Raw genomic sequence first — 14,139 nt, 5'->3', positions numbered from 1 at the left:
CCACACAACCAGCGATTTCGACAAGATCAGCAACATTCATAGCAACCCCGGATGCTTCCGTTTATGGTCAGGATGGATCGCAGCGGCCCGGCGGCGACGGATGCCCTGTAGGGCCTCGTCCCGGGTCTTCAGCTTGTGGCACGGGGCGCACACGGCGTGAAGGTTCTCAATTCGATCCGATCCGCCGAACGCAACCGCCACACGGTGATCCACCTCCGACGCCGACCCACGACAGCCGGCCAGCCGCAGCTGACACAGCCCGCGGTCACGTCGCATCACCAACGGACGGTTCCGAACGAACTCAATCGAGCGACCCGACCCCCACGCCATGTGCACCCCAACCCAGCCACCAACACCTTTGCACCAGCCAGGATCTCGCGAAACCATGCACGTGCATAGATGATCCGATAGTGGAAGTTAGGTATATGGACTAACATCGAGGTATGCCGAACGTGAAGAAGAACATGCCTGAGGTCGAGCTGGCGACGCGGCACCGTTGGGCCGAGATCCTCCGCGAACGCATCCGCGACCTCAGCCTCAAGAACAAGGACGCCGGAAAGCTACTCCAGGCCACCGCGCCCCAGGTGTCCGACCTCATGCACGGCCGTGACCAGTTCTTCAGCCTTCCCCAGCTCCTCGTCTGGGCCGACCGACTCGGCATCGACTTCGACTTCACGGCCAGCTACCGGCCGATCAACGTCGAACAGAAGCTCGCGCAGACCGTGTAACCACAGCTTCCCCTGATACACGGCCTAAAACGTCACTGCGACGACAAGTCAGGCCGCCACCCGGTTCAACACGTCATGATCCGGCGCGAGCGCCTGCACCACCGACTCCAGCTCCTGAATCCGCGCGAGGAACGACTGCCGCGCAAGCATCTCTGCCACGTTCTCAGCATGGGTTGCCGCCACCAGATGTTCCGGATTCACGCACTTACTGTTGCCACAGGCATGATGGGCGTGCAGCGCACCGAGCGGCTTCCCATGCTTCGCCTCGACGACCATCCGGTGCACGCGGAGCGTCCGCTTCGGCGTACCCCACCCAAACTCCGGATATCCCTTCTTGATACGGCCAGTCCATTCCCAGCAGCCGTCATCGCCGCTCGAATTCACCTTCGCTGCAACAGCATTCAAGAAACCCTCGTAGTCCCCGTCCTCCCAAGTCCGGCGGAGATCGGAACGCAGGTCCCTCCTCGGAACCGACTTCACCTGGATAAGCCGGACCGGACGCGGCTTCGCGCCCGTGCGCTTCCGCCAGAGTTCCGTCTTCCGTCGAGCCTTGCACGACGGCGAGCACAACAACGTCCCCCGCCGTTCCGGCGTAAAGGTTCTCCCGCACACTTCGCAGTCAACCGACGGCGGGGCCTCGACGCGGCCCCGGCTCAGCTCTCTCTCGCGGAAGTCCGTGTCCTGGTGGTACCGCTTCCGGGCCTGGCGGGCGATATCGACCCGCTGGCATTCCGGAGAGCAGGCTTTGCTTCGGCTGTTGCGCTTCTCGAAGTCGTGGTCGCATACCTCGCAGGCTGCGATGACCGCGGGTCGCCGCTTCGCTTCCAGGCGGCGCTCGTACCGGCCGTCCATCTTCTCTCGAACACGGGCGGTGGCTTGCCTGCAATAGGTTGGGCAATACCTCGGCGCGACCCCGTGCGCCGTCTTCCGATGGAGAGTTGCGCCGCAATGTGCGCAGGTACCACAGGTGTCACGCGAGGCGGTCATCGTTCCTGTTTTCAGTTGTTATTCAGTTGTGGTGCCGACCGTCACCGACCAGCAAACGGATTATAACGGAACGATCACAAAAGACCCTTGGAGGTGGTATGCGTTCCGGATCACAGAGTGGACCGGTACGCCCTGACCTGGCGGCACCCCGGTAGGGCGGCCCGGGTTTTCACGTTTACCCAGGTCGGCGAGCAAACGCGAGATGCGTATGCGCGGGCGGCTGCGCCAGCGCGCGAGTACCGCGAACTCCGTAGCACCGCAAGGGCTCCCCCGCAGGGGCGCGCAGGCGAGGGCACGCGCGGCGCGTGAGCGCGTCGGCGCGGGTATGCGGGCACGGCCCGAGGGCACACAGGGGCGCGCACAGACGGCCGGGCACGCAGGCAGGGGCGCGCGTGACGCAGGCACCCAGACGCGCGCTTGTGCCCGCGCCACGCGCGACGCGAGCGACCGGGGGAAGTGGTCCGGTTCACCCAAGGCCCTGGGGTGCTGGCACCGATTAGGCGAGGCGCTAAGAGGGCTCCACTCGTCGCCATTTACCGGTCCTGACCTGCTATTTCATTTCAGGTATTGACAGCAGTTAGGTACACGGCGTAACTTTTGAGCCACGCCGCCGGAAGGCAGGCAGCAAGTGGGACTCAGTCCCTCTCGCTGCGGCTGGTCCGGCGCAAGGTTTCAAACCATCGAGTGAGGCCACGAACGGAGTACCGAAGCGGCGGGCGGCGGGATGCCCCCAAAGCGCGGATGCTTTCCCTTTCAGGGTTGCGAGCGTCCATAGGGAAACAAGTAACTGATGTGCCGATCCGGTGGGCCGAAAGGTTTCTGGCACCGATCAATGCGGCTTGCATGATTGGCCTAGTAGCGGCAATGGCAGCGGATAGCGCAACCCATGGGGAACTATCTATAAGTCGGCGTCGGTGCGTTTTAACGGCTGACTTGCGGTATTGGTATGGGCTACAGGCTGTAAAACGGCAGGTTACCGACATTCGGTAGCTTCGGTGACAGCATGCGAGCCGAGTTAGGAATTCCGGTCACAATCCTTTGAGATTGTCGAACCTCTTTCCTGCGGGGTGAGAGAGCGAATCACTTTCCCAGTTCGGGCGATAAACGTTCATCCTCTGTGGTGAATAGTCCGCACCGACCGGGAGGGACAGACGCACCGAGTATCGAGTGATTGAGTAACCAGGGACTTAGAGAGTTACGGGCCGTTTCGGCGGCCCATTCTCTCAGGTCGCCAATTTGGAAGCGTCGGCGCATCGCCTGGGGCTGGTGGGCCGCTTCCGCCAATCACCCAAGTTAGGGAGGTTAGCTATGTCTGAATTCATGCCGAACGAGCGCCGTAAGGTGCGCGGATCGCATAATCCTCAGTGGGACGGCATTGGCCTGTTCACTAAGGGAAATGCGCGAAAGCAAGGCGATATCAATCGCCACGAAACTGATCCCTATACGTGTCGCAAGTGCGGCGCGGATCTGCCGTTCGGTATCAAGAACTACCGGCGCGGTGTCTGGTGTGAACCCTGCCAGCACTCGCGGTCGGCTGGTGAGGTTGTGGGTACGGGGCGGTCTGAGGCTGACATGTTGGCCGAGTATGTGCGGTTGTATCGCGAGTTGCCCGAACGTCGGCGGGTCGGGTTTCTGTCGCGTATTCCTAAGCGTTTTCGTGTGCCTGTTGCGTCGGCGTGAGTCGGTTTCAAGTCAGCGGCCGGTTCCGCTGGTTTGGTCGTCGATTCATTCTGAATCACGATTGGTGAAACTCGGGAAGGTTTCAGTATGTCGTCTGTGTACGCGATCGTTTCGGTTGCTGATGAGTCTGGGCCGGGTCGGGTGTTGGTGAAGGGCAGTCGCCGGATGTGTCGGCAGGCGATGTTTTCTGGTGCGCTCATGTTTATCGAGCGGGGGTTTCGGGTGGAGCGGACTGGCAATGATGCACGTCTGCGGGTTTTCGATCGTGTGACTGGTGAGCTTGAAGTCGAGCGTCATGTGATCGCGCTGGATATCTAGGGGCGTGCTCGGGTATCTCGCCGCTGCTGTTCCTTCTGCTGGACGGTGGCGGCGGGTTGCTCTATGCATGAGCTAGATCGCTTGTGCGTGAAACTCGGGAAGGTTTCGTTATGACTAGGCTTGTCAAGTTCTGGGCTGTCTATTCCCCGGGGCAGTATGAGCGTGCGGTGGAACTGTGGCGGCGTCTGCTGGATTGCGGCGGTGTGGCCGCTTACGGTGCGCACAACATATTTCGCGATTCGATTGAGGACTCTCATTTGTGGGAGTTGGTTATGTCGGATGGTGCGGAAACTGAGGATGTTGAGGCGATCACGGTTTCGTTGATGTCCTATTCGGATCATGGCGGCTCGTGCCTGGACGCGGCGAATGTCCGTTCGCTGGCGGAAATGTACGTCTGGGTCTCGACTCACACGAACGGCGTTCATGGTGAAGGTGAAGCATCGGTGACCTTGGGCGAGTTGCCTAGGGATGTCGATAACGAGGTGGACTGGCAACTTGACCAGCTGGAAGGTCTCGTTAAAACAATTGAGGCACTGGCTGACTATCCGCTAATCGACGATGAGATGCATTCGAATTATGTGCGGGAGTTGGCTAGCGAGTCTTGGGGTTGTTTTTTCGGTTCGCAGGTTCATTCCGATTTGGCCGATATTCTGAGTAACGGGGACGTGTGCGACATGGATGATTTCGGCTTCCCTGAGCACGAGATTCGCGAAATGTATTACGGATCGTCGAATCTGGGTGGTCCGGACGACGAGTGGGTTTGCGAGGGCGCTACGTCGGTGGTGAATTATCGCCACGATGAGATCGTGACGTGGATGGCTGATCGGATGGTGGATGCGTGGCGGATTCCGGTAGTTGATCCTGCACAATTGCCGCTTGCGGTGTGATTACAGTTCGGGAGGATTGAGAAGTATGTCGTCAACTCACGTCGTTATGCAAGAGGGCGGCTCGACCGCCGAGTTATACAGGTGGTATTTCGATTCCCCTGCGGATGCTGAGCGATTCGGGGTGGAGTGCGCCTATGAGGGTTCGTATCGCACGTCACCAGTTTTTCCGGTCGGTGAAGTAGAACATTGGTCGGATCTGGAGTTACATATCAAATCGGTCACTAGCAATCTCCAACCCGGGTCGCTGGCAGCCCTCGGTGCGTACATCGACGACGCGCTCGGCCTGGGTTATCCCGAATATGAGACCGATTTTGCGGTGCTGCACGCTGGCGACGGTGGTGAGATATTCGTGAATCTGTGGAGCTGTGAAAGTGACGCGGAAGACAACCGCGTGGATCTCGCGGCAGATGGTCAACCTTCGTCGGAGCCGATCGAGGTTTTGCGGGGTATGAACCCGTTCGCCGTCGACGCATATTTGACAGCTGTGCATTTGCCGCTGCCTGCGGCTGTATTGAATTTGTGCGACACGGATCGCGATGCGCATGTCGAGGCGCTTGACGATCTCGGATTTCCGGAGGAGTGAACGGTATGGAACTCAATGATATAGCGGACGGTCTGGGGCGTAGCGGGGATCTCACTCGCGGCGATTTCATCGGGGCGTTGTCCGAGGGTATGAGCCTGGTTTACCAAGAACTGGGTTTGGGTGAGCGGGATTGGGATTTGTTGGATCTCGCGGTGAAGGCAATTTTGGTTCGCGCTTACGACGATTCGGCGTCGCTGGATGATGTGATCGAGATCGGACTAGATGGCGTCTCGCCGTCCGAGGTTCGTTCGTGGTGGACGGGTTGGTCCTGATATTGGGTTGACGGTGGCGCACAGCGTTGTCTGTGCGTCTGCCGCCGCGCTATATCGGCGTTGGGTGAAACTCGGGAGGTTTCGTTATGTCTGGTGTGCTTTCGCGCCTGGATGTGGTGCGTTTGGCGGCGATTGTTGAGGCGTCGCGTACGGAATCGGAGGTCGGTCTGATGGTCGATGGTGTTCCGCAGCGGGGTACGGCGCGGCAGATCGTTGGGGATTCTCGGGATATTCGTGATCAATGTTTGCGGATAACAATGAGCGGTGTGCTGTGCCTGGATTGGGACGTGCCGATTCGTGAATTGGTCTCCAGCTTTGGGGACGAGTTCGTGGTCTTCGGGCAGTAGGTCCGGGGATGACTATCGACGTTCCGCGCGAGCATATTGAGACGTTGGATAATGGTGCGAGCATCTACATCGTGCCGGATTGGGACTATGTCGTGTCGCCGTATGACGACGGCGATTACATGCATATGTCGGCGGTAGTCTGTTCTGCCCGTGACCGCTATGACACGTACGAGTCGTGCGATAGGGGGATGCCGATTCGTACCGATGCGGTTGTGGACGCATTGCGTGAGCACGATAGTCGGGTGGTTGTCCGGTGGTTGCGGTCGTTTTATGGGTTGACGGTGGTCGAAGAGGGTGACGATATCTATTACTCGCGTGAACCCGTTTCGGCTGCTCGGTCCGAGATCGCTCTGTTGGATGCTTGGAGGCGCGGCGAGACGGGCGGTTGGGTTGTCGAGGATCGGGATGGCGAGCGGGTGGATTCCTGCTGGGGCTATTACCTCACTGATTCGGAACGTGACTACATGATCGAGCGGGCACGCGAGGTTGCTCAGGCAGTGAAGGCGGCATAGTCCGCTGGTTGTCCAGTATCCGGGGAGCGCTCACCGTGTGGTGAGCGTTGCCCGGTCAACTGGAATGGTTGATTGTGAGCGAGGGGAAGATGATGGAGCATTCTTTTACTGTCCAGGAACAGACATCGGATTACGCGATCCTGGAGTGCCACCGTTGCAAGTTCCGCACCTCAGATATCGAGTTCGAGAACGCGGCGATTCTGGGTGTGGCGATTCCGGCGTGCGCGTTTCCGATCGCGGATATCGAGGTCGGCGACATGGTCGAGTTCGCGACTCCGGCTCATGTCGCGGCGGTTGTCCGTTCGGGTAGGGGCCAGGTGTTCCGGGTGGACACCGCACGCGGCGAGGTCGAGGTGGCCGTGGCCGACAGCATCGCGGATTGGGTGATCTCCGGCGGGCTGTTGCTGGATGTTCCGGTCGGCGAGATCGTCTCGGTCGAGAAGGCGGCGAAGCGGTGAGCGAGATTGATTTCGTCGCGACATGGGCCCGTATCAAGCGCCGTAGTGATGGCGTGGAGGGGCCGATCGCTGACATCGTGGCGGCGGCCGGGAAGGCCGCGGACGCTGAGGTCGCTGGTACGGAGATGGCTTCGCGTGGCCCGCGTTCGGAGCTGGTGTGGGCTACGGAGGCTGTCCGGGGGTTCATGAAGGGCTGTGGTGCAGCCGGTATCCCGGACTACGACATCGACTATTACGTGTCGCCGAAATGCCAGGCGATGTTCTGCCATCTCGATGAGCACGACGGGAACGAGCACGTGGACTACACGGGTACGTCCTTCATCAGGCATGAGTCCGGGCGCAACGAGATTACGCACACGAATTTCGATCCGTGGACGGACTAGCAGTGAGTGATCCGTCCGACGTGTGCTCACCTGGCGGCGTGGCGACTGGAGCGCGCCGCTCGCAGCATTCAATTATAAAGATAGACAAGGGATTTGGCGTAGTGAGTTCGAGTATTGAAGATAGGGGCGCAGTCGTTGCTGTGCTCCGTGGTCATGTGGATGCGGAGAGCGCGTTCGTAGTCGATGACTACCCGTACAGCTACCACTTGCTTTGCAAGATCCGGTACTGGCTGGAGACTTCGACGAAGGGGGCGAAAAAAGGCGACGTACGGATGGTCACGCAGACAACGAATCCGAGGCGTCCTGGCGAGTCGTGGAACACACCGAAGCTGGGGCAGTACTCCGCATTGAGATTCCTGGCGCAGTACGAGAACGGACACGTGGATTCTGTTCCGCTCGCGGTCTGGACGACGGCCGAACGCTGGATGCGGTTCTACCTGAGCGGTACGTGGGCGCTGCTGAACGCGTACGAGCGGAAGCGGGTTGGGCTGGTGGTGACGCTGAGCGAGAGAGGCGATCAGGTTGGCCGGGCGCGGTGGAAGGTGCGGATGGACGCTGTGCGCGCCGGGGGCTGCTTGCCGTACGAGGAGTTCATTGCGCTGCATCCGGAATTGGAGCCTTTCGTCGAGGCGGATTACGACCTGATTCGCGATTACGTGCAGGCGGGTGGGTTCGATCTCGTGGGTCGCTGGTGGGCAGACCCGGCGGACAGCGTGGTCGATCTCGACGCAGAAATTCCGCTGGCGGACGGGTCGGTGCCGGATGGGGACTGACAGCAAAGTGTGGGATGTCCGCTATACCGATGAAGCGGGCGCTACACGGTGGCTCGATCAACTGATGACCAAGGCGGAGGCCTGTAGCTGGGCCGAGGAGATCTCGGCGGGCGAGTGGGGCGATGAGTACCGTGCACCTGTCGAGGCGCGGGATCGGGTGGTGGACTTGGTGTCTCGTTTCCCGTTGGGTTCGCGGGTGGAGTGGAATCACGGTGGCAATGAACGGTGGGCGATTGTGCGGGGGCACGATCTGCACGCCCGTTTCCCGCGGCCGTGGGAGGTTCTGGTTCTCGCACTTGACGACGGCCGGGTGGTGAGTGTTCTCGCGAGTGGTGTCACGCGGGCCGACGAGAATGGTGTGGCTGATGGGCGCTGAGGTTGCGGTGCTGCGTAATCGGTTCGGCGCGCGTGAGGTGCGGATCGGCGGCCGGTCGTGGTCGCCGTGTTCGCAGCCCTGGGTGAAGCGGGCGGACCTTGACGGCGATGCTTAGGCCCTGGTGACCGAGGACGGTCAGTGGTGGGTAGACGCCGGCAAGGGCCGGAAGACAAGTGGGCAGGTTGATGGCTTGTACCCCGCGATGGAGGCTGCTGAGGCGGTAATCGACGGCTGGGGCCTCTCGGGCGGGTTTGTGATCGGGCCGGACGGGGTGAATCACACGGTGGTCGACGAGTCGGGGATCCCACCGTGGGAGCCGACTGTCGTGCATGCCGGTTGGCTGTTCACGCGCGAGGGTTGGCGTGCTGCCCGTCTTGAGGCCGACGCTGAGGTCAGCGATCGGTGATGGCGATCCGGCTGCCCCGGACGATTGGGTGGAAGCGTTGCGGGCCGAGCTGGCGCGTGGTTTCCCTGGCGTTCGGGTGCAGCTGGATCTTTTCGGGTCCGGCTATCTGGTGGTGGCCGCGTTGGTTGTTCCGTCGTGTCGGCGGCGGTGTGGTGTCGGGTCCGCGGTGATGTCTAGGGTGTTGGCCGAGGCTGATCGTCGCGGGGTTCCGGTGGCGGTGACGCCGTCCCGGGATTATGGCGGTTCGTTGGCTGGTGTTCGCCGGTTCTGTCGGCGGTTGGGGTTTCGGCCGAATCGTGGGCGTGGTCAAGATCTGACGTCCAGTGAGTCCATGATCCGGCCGGTGAGTGTTGTTGGCCGTCAGTAGGTTTCGGTTGGCGAGGCTCGCGCATCGGTCACATCTTGCGGGGTGTGGCCGTCGGCGGGGGAACTGCCCCCGATTCTTAAGAAGGACGGATTACGTTGGCTGAGTTCCTGTTTCATGTTTCGGTGGATGCGGTGCGCGCGGCCGATGCGGCGCGGGTGTTGGAGGAGCTGCTGTCGCCGGAACGGGACCTTGGGTTCCCGTATTGGGTGAATGGCTGGCGGGCTTTGGGTCCGGCCGGGACTCGGGGGTCCGTGGTTGTCGTTCGTGAGGTCGTTAACAGCGAGGGCGAGGGTTTCCGCATTGTGTCCGATTCGGGGATCTGGTCGAAGTATCGGCTGTACCGGAGTGGCGAGCGGCAGGTGCACGTCTATGAGTCGGCGACAGACGACCAGCTGGATACCGATTTGGGCGAGCTGGCTGATCTCGCCGCGAAGTGGAGCCAGGAGAGCATTCTGGTCCGCAATTACGACCGTAACGAGTGGTAGGTGAGGTTCGAACATGTATGACGTTGGCCCTGAGGATATGTGGGATCGGATCGGTTCCCGGTGCGCCAATCGGTTCGACCGTGCGTGGGCGGCGCGCCTGGGCGCTGAGGCGTGGGCGAACGGTTGCGAGGGTGCCGATTGGTTCGAGGTGGCGGCGCGGCGGTTCGTTGATCTGTGCCATGAGCGGGAAATTGATCCGGCGCTGTACACCGATGAGAACAACTCGGCGTGGTTCGAAGTCGCGCGGGCGCCGCGGTTCCTGCCGGGTTCGAAGTTCGTGAACGTGTACAGCCTCACTCGGTACTACGGAGGCCCGGAGGAGGGCGGCTGGTACTACGACGAGGGCGTGCTGGAGCTGTCGATCCAGGTGGCCGGCGAGGATGCCGTAGATGAACTGGTGGAGGAGCTTTGCCAGATCTATCCGAGCACGAAGGCCCGGTTCACCTACCACGGTGGCGATGACTACTCCATCTACATTCAGGACAAGCCAGGGGCCGACTGGTCGAAATACAAACCGTGGGAATGACTTTCCGCATTAACTGAATATCGTTCTGTTGGCGAGACTCTGACGCTTCGGTGTTGGAGTCTCTATTGTTTTGACCGATCGGAGTAGTGATCTTGAAGAATCTGTCCAGAGATACCGGTGATGGTCGGTTCACTTCGGCAGCGTTGCAGGACTTGCTGTTCCTCGCGCACGATCATGGCCTAAACCTGTGCGTGTGGGTGAATATCGGCGGCGTGACGGTGAGGCAGCCGTTGGCAGCGTGCGGTTCATACGTGAGCGTGGAGTATGAAGGTGGGTTGATCGAGGATATTCACCCTTCCCATCTAGTAGAAGTTCGCATTCAGTAGTTGAGTTGTAATTGGACATGTCCATCTTGGGAGACCCTGACGCTTCGGCGTTGGGGTCTCTCTGTGTTGCAAGGAGTTTCGGAATGACGGAGGCGAGTGTCGCCCTGGAGTGGTTTCGTTCGGGTGAGCGGGACATGGTGGCGGTGAGCGGGGACTACGCGGCGACGGCGACTTCCCGGCCGAATGGCAATCCTCGGGGTCAGTTCTGGGTGGTGTCGGCCGGGGATACGGTGCTTGGACGCGGGTACGGGTCGAGTTTCGCGGCGGCGGAGTTGGCGGCCGAGGCGGCCATCACGGCGGATCTCGACGTGCTGGCAGGTCGCGGTTCGCGTACGCGTTGCGGTGTTGCGATGGACAGGGCTGGCGCGGCGTACGCCCGGTGGATTATGGCGCTCCGGTCGCGGACCGAATCGTGGGATCACGCAGAGATGTTCGATCATTTCGAGGCGAAGAAGACGGCCGTCGAGCATATGTGCCGAGTTAACGGTGAGTCGGTGGATGCGGCTACGGACGCCGAGCTAGCGGAGCTGGAGATGGAGCGCACACCCTGGAATCCAACGGATCTGACCGATTTTCAGCGGGCGTGGATTGATCAGTATGTCGCGGAGTATGCGGTGGAGTACTTGGTCCAGGAGGCCATTCGTTCCGGGGCTGGTGGCCGCTGATGTCCGAGGTTGCTGAGGTGCGTGTGCTGTTCGTGTACACACCGGAGTTCGAGCCTGACCCGGTGACCGCGGTGTTCGTGGATGAGCTGTGGACCCATGATGCGTCGGACGGTCGGTTGGCGTCGTATGCACACAACGGTCAGCACGCAAGTGCGGATCGGGAGTGGGTTGCGACTCAGCGTCCGGCGACGGTGGCTGAGTATTCGGAGGTGGCGCGGGAGTTGTTCCGGATCGGGTATCGGGTGGAAGTGGTTGGTTCATTCGAGGATCGGGAGCAGGTGTTTTCGCTGTGGGGTCTGCCAGTGCTGCTGCCCGACTTCTAGATTCTGCTGACCCGGCGCTGCTGCTGGTCGAGTTCCGGGATTCGCCGGGTGGCGGTCTGGAGTTGTGGTGTCGGCCTGGTCGGCATCACGTGATCGGTGTCGAGGCTGGTGATCACGTGGGTTTGTTGCTGTCGGTTGCTGTTGATCATTTGACGATTTGTGCTGCGCGTTGCGTGGCTGGTTAGGAGTTTGTTGTGTCGGATTTCGTTTTCCCTCCGTTCGCTGATCGGGTTCAAGCAGTTGCGGATTGGTCGGGTGTCCGGGTTTCGGTGTTTTACGGCCCGGGGGCGTCGTTCGCGCCGCAAGAGTTGACGGATCTCCTTCAGCTGGAGGAGGAGCTGATGCCGCTGGTCGCGGAGGTATGGCACGAGTTCGCGGAGCCGGAGCGTTCGGAGGAGTCGGTGGGGCTGCTGACCTCGGTCACTGCATCGACCGTGGACGACTGGCGTGGTTGGACACAGGCGGTGCTGGTGTGGGGCGGCTCGGGGATGTTTGCGCCGGGCGCGGGTGGCGGTGTCGTTCGAGTTGTGGAGGCTCCTATGGATGCGACCGCGATGACTTCGCGACGTGCCGACGCCGCGACGGCTGACTCTTCAGCGGTGCACGATGGGTGAAGTCGTCGGCGGGCGAATTGTGCGCGTGTTCCGTGACTGCTGGGATGAAGCGTCTGCCGTTGAAACGGCGGGGTGTGCGGACGGTAGTAAGGAGGGTGTGTGGGCTGCCCGGCAGTGGGTGGAGCGCGACATGGACCCGGCCGCGGATGGTCGGGTGCGGGGCGTGTACCGAAGCACGGAGCTTCCTCGGCGCGGCCAACTCCTGGCATGGCGGCCACCGTCCTATGGGCCGTGGCACCACACCTTGTTCCTCGTCGAGAAGACGGACGGGATCGTGACCAGCAGGTCGTTCGGCCGGTCGATCCCGGTGGGGGCGTGGGTCGAGTTGCACGCAACCGGGGTTTGGCCGTTGCTGGAACCGCGGGAGCGGGCGAGGGTCGGTGAAGCGGTGCAGGCTCACATGGATTCCTATGCCGGCCAGCGGGACTGGTGGCTGAGGCTGCTCGACCACGTCCGAGAGTTGGGGGTCGGGTCATTGGAGGAGTTCCGCGCCCGGTCCGCCTGTGGCTACGTCGCTGTCGACGATCTCGATCCTGATGACAACTATGTGTATCTGCGGTTGGGCGGCATGGTGAACTCGGTCGATGAGTACATGTTCGACATGGCGTCGGCGTATGTGCGCGATGGTGGGCCGGATCTTCGCGAAATCGGTTGGTGGACACGATGCACCGGGGACAGCGTCAGGTGTTGGCAGGCGAGGTGATCAGCCGCGTCGCTGACATCGCGGGCATGTGGGAGGAGATGTTGGCGGGCGGGCTCCTTGATTCGGAGCTGGCAGATGTCGACCCGGACGAAGCGCGGCAGCAGCTGAGCGAGTGGATGTCGAAGTTGCCTGGCAAGTCATGCGATAACCGGTTGCCTCAGCCGGACTGAACTTGGGGTGTCTTCGCAGGTTCGCCGCTGCCGACTGTCGGTGGCGGGTGGTTCGATTCCGCCGACGACGCGAAGCGGTCGGCCAACCGGGCGGCTGCCTGTATGGAGGGAAGGCAACAGTATGAGCGACTTCGCGATCGACGGTCTGGACGAGCGGGAGATGGCGATGGATCTCGCCCGCGTGATCAATGGCAAGACTTGCGAAGAGGTCACCTACGAGGCCGAGGGGGTTGATTTCTTGATCATCGTGACGGCGACGGTCGGCGGCAAAACCAAGAAGTTCGAGCTGAGCGTGACGGAGGTCGACGAGTAGCGGCCCACGGGCCGATCTGACCGAAGGGCGGTGGCATGGCATCAGACGACGAGGGCGTGAGGCCGGTCGACTCGATTCGGCCGGTTACTGATCTGCAGCGGGAGGCGCTTCGCCGCCTGTACGTGCAGGACGGTGGTGGTGAGGTGTGGGACCGGCTGGGCGTGGCGAAGCGTGAGGTGCTTGCGCTTGAGCGTCGCGGGATGTGCGCGGTCACGGACACGGTGGGCCGCGATGGCTGGAACGCGGGTTTTAGTAAACGGTACAGGGTGAAGCGGATGTGGTTCGCGAAGATCACGGATGCTGGGCGCGAGGTGGCGGAGGTGTATGCGAAGGCCGACACGCTGGCGTACATCGAGAGCCAGCTGGAGTCGCAATCCTTGGCCGAGTTCGACACGGAGGGCATCCTCCGCGATCTGCTGCGCAAGACCGGAACGTACGACTATCGCAAGCTTTCGCGGCTGGATTTCCTGCGGCTTGTCGGCAGCCACAATCGCGAATTGAAGGCGCAACAGAAGGAACAGGAGGTGACTGAGCGTGTAAGTATCCCGGGCCTGGGGCGGTCGGTCCCGGCGTCGAAGCCTGCGCCTGCCGTGAAGAAGCCGACGATGACGGAATACGGCTTTCCGTATGGCCGGTATGAGGTCAACGGTCGGCGGTATCGGTTCAAATACAACCCGAATCTGATGAGCGCCCCCCTTGAGCGCTGGGACAAGTCGAGCGGTAAAGGCAAGTGGTCCAGAGTTGACACGAAGTCCGAAGCCGATGAAGTGATCTCCACTATCCAGGCTAGGCCCGACGCGAATGTGCCACTTCCGACGTGCACGGACTGCGGTAAGGAACTGAAAACTGCAGATTCAATCAGGATGGGTATCGGCCCGGAGTGCGCTAAGAAGCCGTCGCAAGACCAAATGGATAGTGCTGATGAGGAGGGTTGATC

At 61.4% G+C, this 14,139-nt stretch carries 25 protein-coding genes; 22 read left to right on the top strand and 3 right to left on the bottom strand.

The genetic code is table 11. The features are described 5' to 3' along the window. Positions 1–36: 36 nt before the first annotated feature. Complete coding sequence (locus ACIA76_RS07720) at positions 37–276, bottom strand: HNH endonuclease (RefSeq protein WP_397150679.1); 240 nt, start codon at positions 274–276, stop codon at positions 37–39. A gap of 167 nt (positions 277–443) precedes the next feature. Here ACIA76_RS07720 and ACIA76_RS07715 point away from each other — a divergent pair, with 167 nt between their 5' ends. Beyond that, positions 444–728: an XRE family transcriptional regulator gene (locus ACIA76_RS07715; RefSeq protein ID WP_397149725.1), complete on the top strand. Its 285-nt coding sequence runs from the start codon at positions 444–446 to the stop codon at positions 726–728. 48 nt (positions 729–776) lie between these two features. Here ACIA76_RS07715 and ACIA76_RS07710 read toward each other — a convergent pair whose 3' ends face one another. Then, on the bottom strand, positions 777–1,580 hold the full coding sequence (locus tag ACIA76_RS07710) for an HNH endonuclease signature motif containing protein (protein ID WP_397149723.1): 804 nt from the start codon (positions 1,578–1,580) through the stop codon (positions 777–779). 1,443 nt (positions 1,581–3,023) lie between these two features. Between ACIA76_RS07710 and ACIA76_RS07705 the strand changes: the two genes are divergently transcribed. The 16 genes from ACIA76_RS07705 (at position 3,024) to ACIA76_RS07630 (ending at position 11,402) form a co-directional block, all read left to right on the top strand. Beyond that, a complete protein-coding gene (locus ACIA76_RS07705) occupies positions 3,024–3,395 on the top strand; it encodes a hypothetical protein (RefSeq protein ID WP_397149721.1) in 372 nt (123 codons plus the stop codon). Positions 3,396–3,491: 96 nt separating this feature from the next. Next, positions 3,492–3,713 carry a hypothetical protein gene (locus ACIA76_RS07700; RefSeq protein WP_397149719.1) on the top strand — a complete coding sequence of 74 codons (222 nt, stop codon included), beginning with the start codon at positions 3,492–3,494 and terminating at the stop codon, positions 3,711–3,713. A gap of 110 nt (positions 3,714–3,823) precedes the next feature. Then, positions 3,824–4,600, top strand: coding sequence for a hypothetical protein (locus ACIA76_RS07695; protein ID WP_397149717.1), 777 nt, complete (start codon positions 3,824–3,826; stop codon positions 4,598–4,600). 25 nt (positions 4,601–4,625) lie between these two features. Beyond that, positions 4,626–5,183 carry a hypothetical protein gene (locus ACIA76_RS07690; RefSeq protein WP_397149715.1) on the top strand — a complete coding sequence of 186 codons (558 nt, stop codon included), beginning with the start codon at positions 4,626–4,628 and terminating at the stop codon, positions 5,181–5,183. 5 nt (positions 5,184–5,188) lie between these two features. Next, positions 5,189–5,455: a hypothetical protein gene (locus tag ACIA76_RS07685; protein WP_397149713.1), complete on the top strand. Its 267-nt coding sequence runs from the start codon at positions 5,189–5,191 to the stop codon at positions 5,453–5,455. A gap of 86 nt (positions 5,456–5,541) precedes the next feature. Then, a complete protein-coding gene (locus ACIA76_RS07680) occupies positions 5,542–5,802 on the top strand; it encodes a hypothetical protein (protein WP_397149711.1) in 261 nt (86 codons plus the stop codon). A gap of 8 nt (positions 5,803–5,810) precedes the next feature. Beyond that, on the top strand, positions 5,811–6,314 hold the full coding sequence (locus tag ACIA76_RS07675) for a hypothetical protein (protein ID WP_397149709.1): 504 nt from the start codon (positions 5,811–5,813) through the stop codon (positions 6,312–6,314). Positions 6,315–6,406: 92 nt separating this feature from the next. Further along, positions 6,407–6,772 (top strand): hypothetical protein, encoded by a 366-nt coding sequence (locus ACIA76_RS07670; RefSeq protein WP_397149707.1) that lies wholly within the window; start codon positions 6,407–6,409, stop codon positions 6,770–6,772. Then, positions 6,769–7,155 (top strand): hypothetical protein, encoded by a 387-nt coding sequence (locus ACIA76_RS07665; protein ID WP_397149705.1) that lies wholly within the window; start codon positions 6,769–6,771, stop codon positions 7,153–7,155. Before ACIA76_RS07670 ends, ACIA76_RS07665 begins: the two co-directional genes overlap by 4 nt. Positions 7,156–7,310: 155 nt before the next feature. After that, positions 7,311–7,928: a hypothetical protein gene (locus ACIA76_RS07660; protein ID WP_397149703.1), complete on the top strand. Its 618-nt coding sequence runs from the start codon at positions 7,311–7,313 to the stop codon at positions 7,926–7,928. A 64-nt stretch (positions 7,929–7,992) separates the two neighbouring features. Continuing rightward, positions 7,993–8,304, top strand: a complete 312-nt coding sequence (locus ACIA76_RS07655) for a hypothetical protein (protein WP_397149701.1) — start codon at positions 7,993–7,995, stop codon at positions 8,302–8,304. Positions 8,305–8,425: 121 nt separating this feature from the next. Next, positions 8,426–8,710 carry a hypothetical protein gene (locus ACIA76_RS07650; RefSeq protein ID WP_397149699.1) on the top strand — a complete coding sequence of 95 codons (285 nt, stop codon included), beginning with the start codon at positions 8,426–8,428 and terminating at the stop codon, positions 8,708–8,710. 489 nt (positions 8,711–9,199) lie between these two features. Next, complete coding sequence (locus tag ACIA76_RS07645; RefSeq protein ID WP_397149697.1) at positions 9,200–9,562, top strand: hypothetical protein; 363 nt, start codon at positions 9,200–9,202, stop codon at positions 9,560–9,562. A 148-nt stretch (positions 9,563–9,710) separates the two neighbouring features. Continuing rightward, on the top strand, positions 9,711–10,088 hold the full coding sequence (locus ACIA76_RS07640; protein ID WP_397149695.1) for a hypothetical protein: 378 nt from the start codon (positions 9,711–9,713) through the stop codon (positions 10,086–10,088). A gap of 409 nt (positions 10,089–10,497) precedes the next feature. Beyond that, positions 10,498–11,079, top strand: a complete 582-nt coding sequence (locus tag ACIA76_RS07635) for a hypothetical protein (protein WP_397149693.1) — start codon at positions 10,498–10,500, stop codon at positions 11,077–11,079. Further along, positions 11,079–11,402, top strand: a complete 324-nt coding sequence (locus tag ACIA76_RS07630) for a hypothetical protein (protein ID WP_397149691.1) — start codon at positions 11,079–11,081, stop codon at positions 11,400–11,402. The genes ACIA76_RS07635 and ACIA76_RS07630 overlap by 1 nt, the downstream gene beginning before the upstream one ends. Here the strand turns inward: ACIA76_RS07630 and ACIA76_RS07625 are convergent. Then, a complete protein-coding gene (locus ACIA76_RS07625) occupies positions 11,399–11,551 on the bottom strand; it encodes a hypothetical protein (RefSeq protein ID WP_397149689.1) in 153 nt (50 codons plus the stop codon). The two genes, ACIA76_RS07630 and ACIA76_RS07625, sit on opposite strands and share 4 nt — an antisense overlap. Before the next feature lie 45 nt (positions 11,552–11,596). Here ACIA76_RS07625 and ACIA76_RS07620 point away from each other — a divergent pair, with 45 nt between their 5' ends. The 5 genes from ACIA76_RS07620 to ACIA76_RS07600 all read left to right on the top strand — a co-directional run bounded on the left by ACIA76_RS07620 (position 11,597) and on the right by ACIA76_RS07600 (position 14,137). Continuing rightward, a complete protein-coding gene (locus ACIA76_RS07620; protein WP_397149687.1) occupies positions 11,597–12,016 on the top strand; it encodes a hypothetical protein in 420 nt (139 codons plus the stop codon). Next, positions 12,009–12,719, top strand: a complete 711-nt coding sequence (locus tag ACIA76_RS07615) for a hypothetical protein (RefSeq protein ID WP_397149685.1) — start codon at positions 12,009–12,011, stop codon at positions 12,717–12,719. The genes ACIA76_RS07620 and ACIA76_RS07615 overlap by 8 nt, the downstream gene beginning before the upstream one ends. Further along, the gene (locus ACIA76_RS07610) at positions 12,704–12,889 is read left to right on the top strand and encodes a hypothetical protein (protein ID WP_397149683.1); all 186 of its coding nucleotides are present in this window, start codon (positions 12,704–12,706) and stop codon (positions 12,887–12,889) included. Before ACIA76_RS07615 ends, ACIA76_RS07610 begins: the two co-directional genes overlap by 16 nt. Before the next feature lie 121 nt (positions 12,890–13,010). Then, a complete protein-coding gene (locus ACIA76_RS07605) occupies positions 13,011–13,202 on the top strand; it encodes a hypothetical protein (protein ID WP_397149681.1) in 192 nt (63 codons plus the stop codon). Positions 13,203–13,237: 35 nt separating this feature from the next. Further along, positions 13,238–14,137, top strand: coding sequence for a DUF6011 domain-containing protein (locus ACIA76_RS07600; RefSeq protein WP_397149679.1), 900 nt, complete (start codon positions 13,238–13,240; stop codon positions 14,135–14,137). The last annotated feature ends 2 nt before the right edge of the window (positions 14,138–14,139 follow it).

The sequence above is a fragment of the Nocardia sp. NPDC051570 genome, assembly GCF_044454005.1.
Lineage (GTDB): Bacteria > Actinomycetota > Actinomycetes > Mycobacteriales > Mycobacteriaceae > Nocardia.
Note: the sequence above shows the minus strand (reverse complement) of the source record. Positions and strands in the feature narration are given on the sequence as shown.

What these genes read in the sequence shown, in the direction of transcription:
- ACIA76_RS07720 (WP_397150679.1), bottom strand. Translation starts at nt 276, where the DNA reads ATGCGACGTGACCGCGGGCTGTGTCAGCTGCGGCTGGCCGGCTGTCGT.
- ACIA76_RS07715 (WP_397149725.1), top strand. Translation starts at nt 444, where the DNA reads ATGCCGAACGTGAAGAAGAACATGCCTGAGGTCGAGCTGGCGACGCGG.
- ACIA76_RS07710 (WP_397149723.1), bottom strand. Translation starts at nt 1,580, where the DNA reads ATGGACGGCCGGTACGAGCGCCGCCTGGAAGCGAAGCGGCGACCCGCG.
- ACIA76_RS07705 (WP_397149721.1), top strand. Translation starts at nt 3,024, where the DNA reads ATGTCTGAATTCATGCCGAACGAGCGCCGTAAGGTGCGCGGATCGCAT.
- ACIA76_RS07695 (WP_397149717.1), top strand. Translation starts at nt 3,824, where the DNA reads ATGACTAGGCTTGTCAAGTTCTGGGCTGTCTATTCCCCGGGGCAGTAT.
- ACIA76_RS07690 (WP_397149715.1), top strand. Translation starts at nt 4,626, where the DNA reads ATGTCGTCAACTCACGTCGTTATGCAAGAGGGCGGCTCGACCGCCGAG.
- ACIA76_RS07685 (WP_397149713.1), top strand. Translation starts at nt 5,189, where the DNA reads ATGGAACTCAATGATATAGCGGACGGTCTGGGGCGTAGCGGGGATCTC.
- ACIA76_RS07680 (WP_397149711.1), top strand. Translation starts at nt 5,542, where the DNA reads ATGTCTGGTGTGCTTTCGCGCCTGGATGTGGTGCGTTTGGCGGCGATT.
- ACIA76_RS07675 (WP_397149709.1), top strand. Translation starts at nt 5,811, where the DNA reads ATGACTATCGACGTTCCGCGCGAGCATATTGAGACGTTGGATAATGGT.
- ACIA76_RS07670 (WP_397149707.1), top strand. Translation starts at nt 6,407, where the DNA reads ATGGAGCATTCTTTTACTGTCCAGGAACAGACATCGGATTACGCGATC.
- ACIA76_RS07655 (WP_397149701.1), top strand. Translation starts at nt 7,993, where the DNA reads ATGACCAAGGCGGAGGCCTGTAGCTGGGCCGAGGAGATCTCGGCGGGC.
- ACIA76_RS07635 (WP_397149693.1), top strand. Translation starts at nt 10,498, where the DNA reads ATGACGGAGGCGAGTGTCGCCCTGGAGTGGTTTCGTTCGGGTGAGCGG.
- ACIA76_RS07630 (WP_397149691.1), top strand. Translation starts at nt 11,079, where the DNA reads ATGTCCGAGGTTGCTGAGGTGCGTGTGCTGTTCGTGTACACACCGGAG.
- ACIA76_RS07625 (WP_397149689.1), bottom strand. Translation starts at nt 11,551, where the DNA reads ATGATCAACAGCAACCGACAGCAACAAACCCACGTGATCACCAGCCTC.
- ACIA76_RS07615 (WP_397149685.1), top strand. Translation starts at nt 12,009, where the DNA reads ATGGGTGAAGTCGTCGGCGGGCGAATTGTGCGCGTGTTCCGTGACTGC.
- ACIA76_RS07605 (WP_397149681.1), top strand. Translation starts at nt 13,011, where the DNA reads ATGAGCGACTTCGCGATCGACGGTCTGGACGAGCGGGAGATGGCGATG.
- ACIA76_RS07600 (WP_397149679.1), top strand. Translation starts at nt 13,238, where the DNA reads ATGGCATCAGACGACGAGGGCGTGAGGCCGGTCGACTCGATTCGGCCG.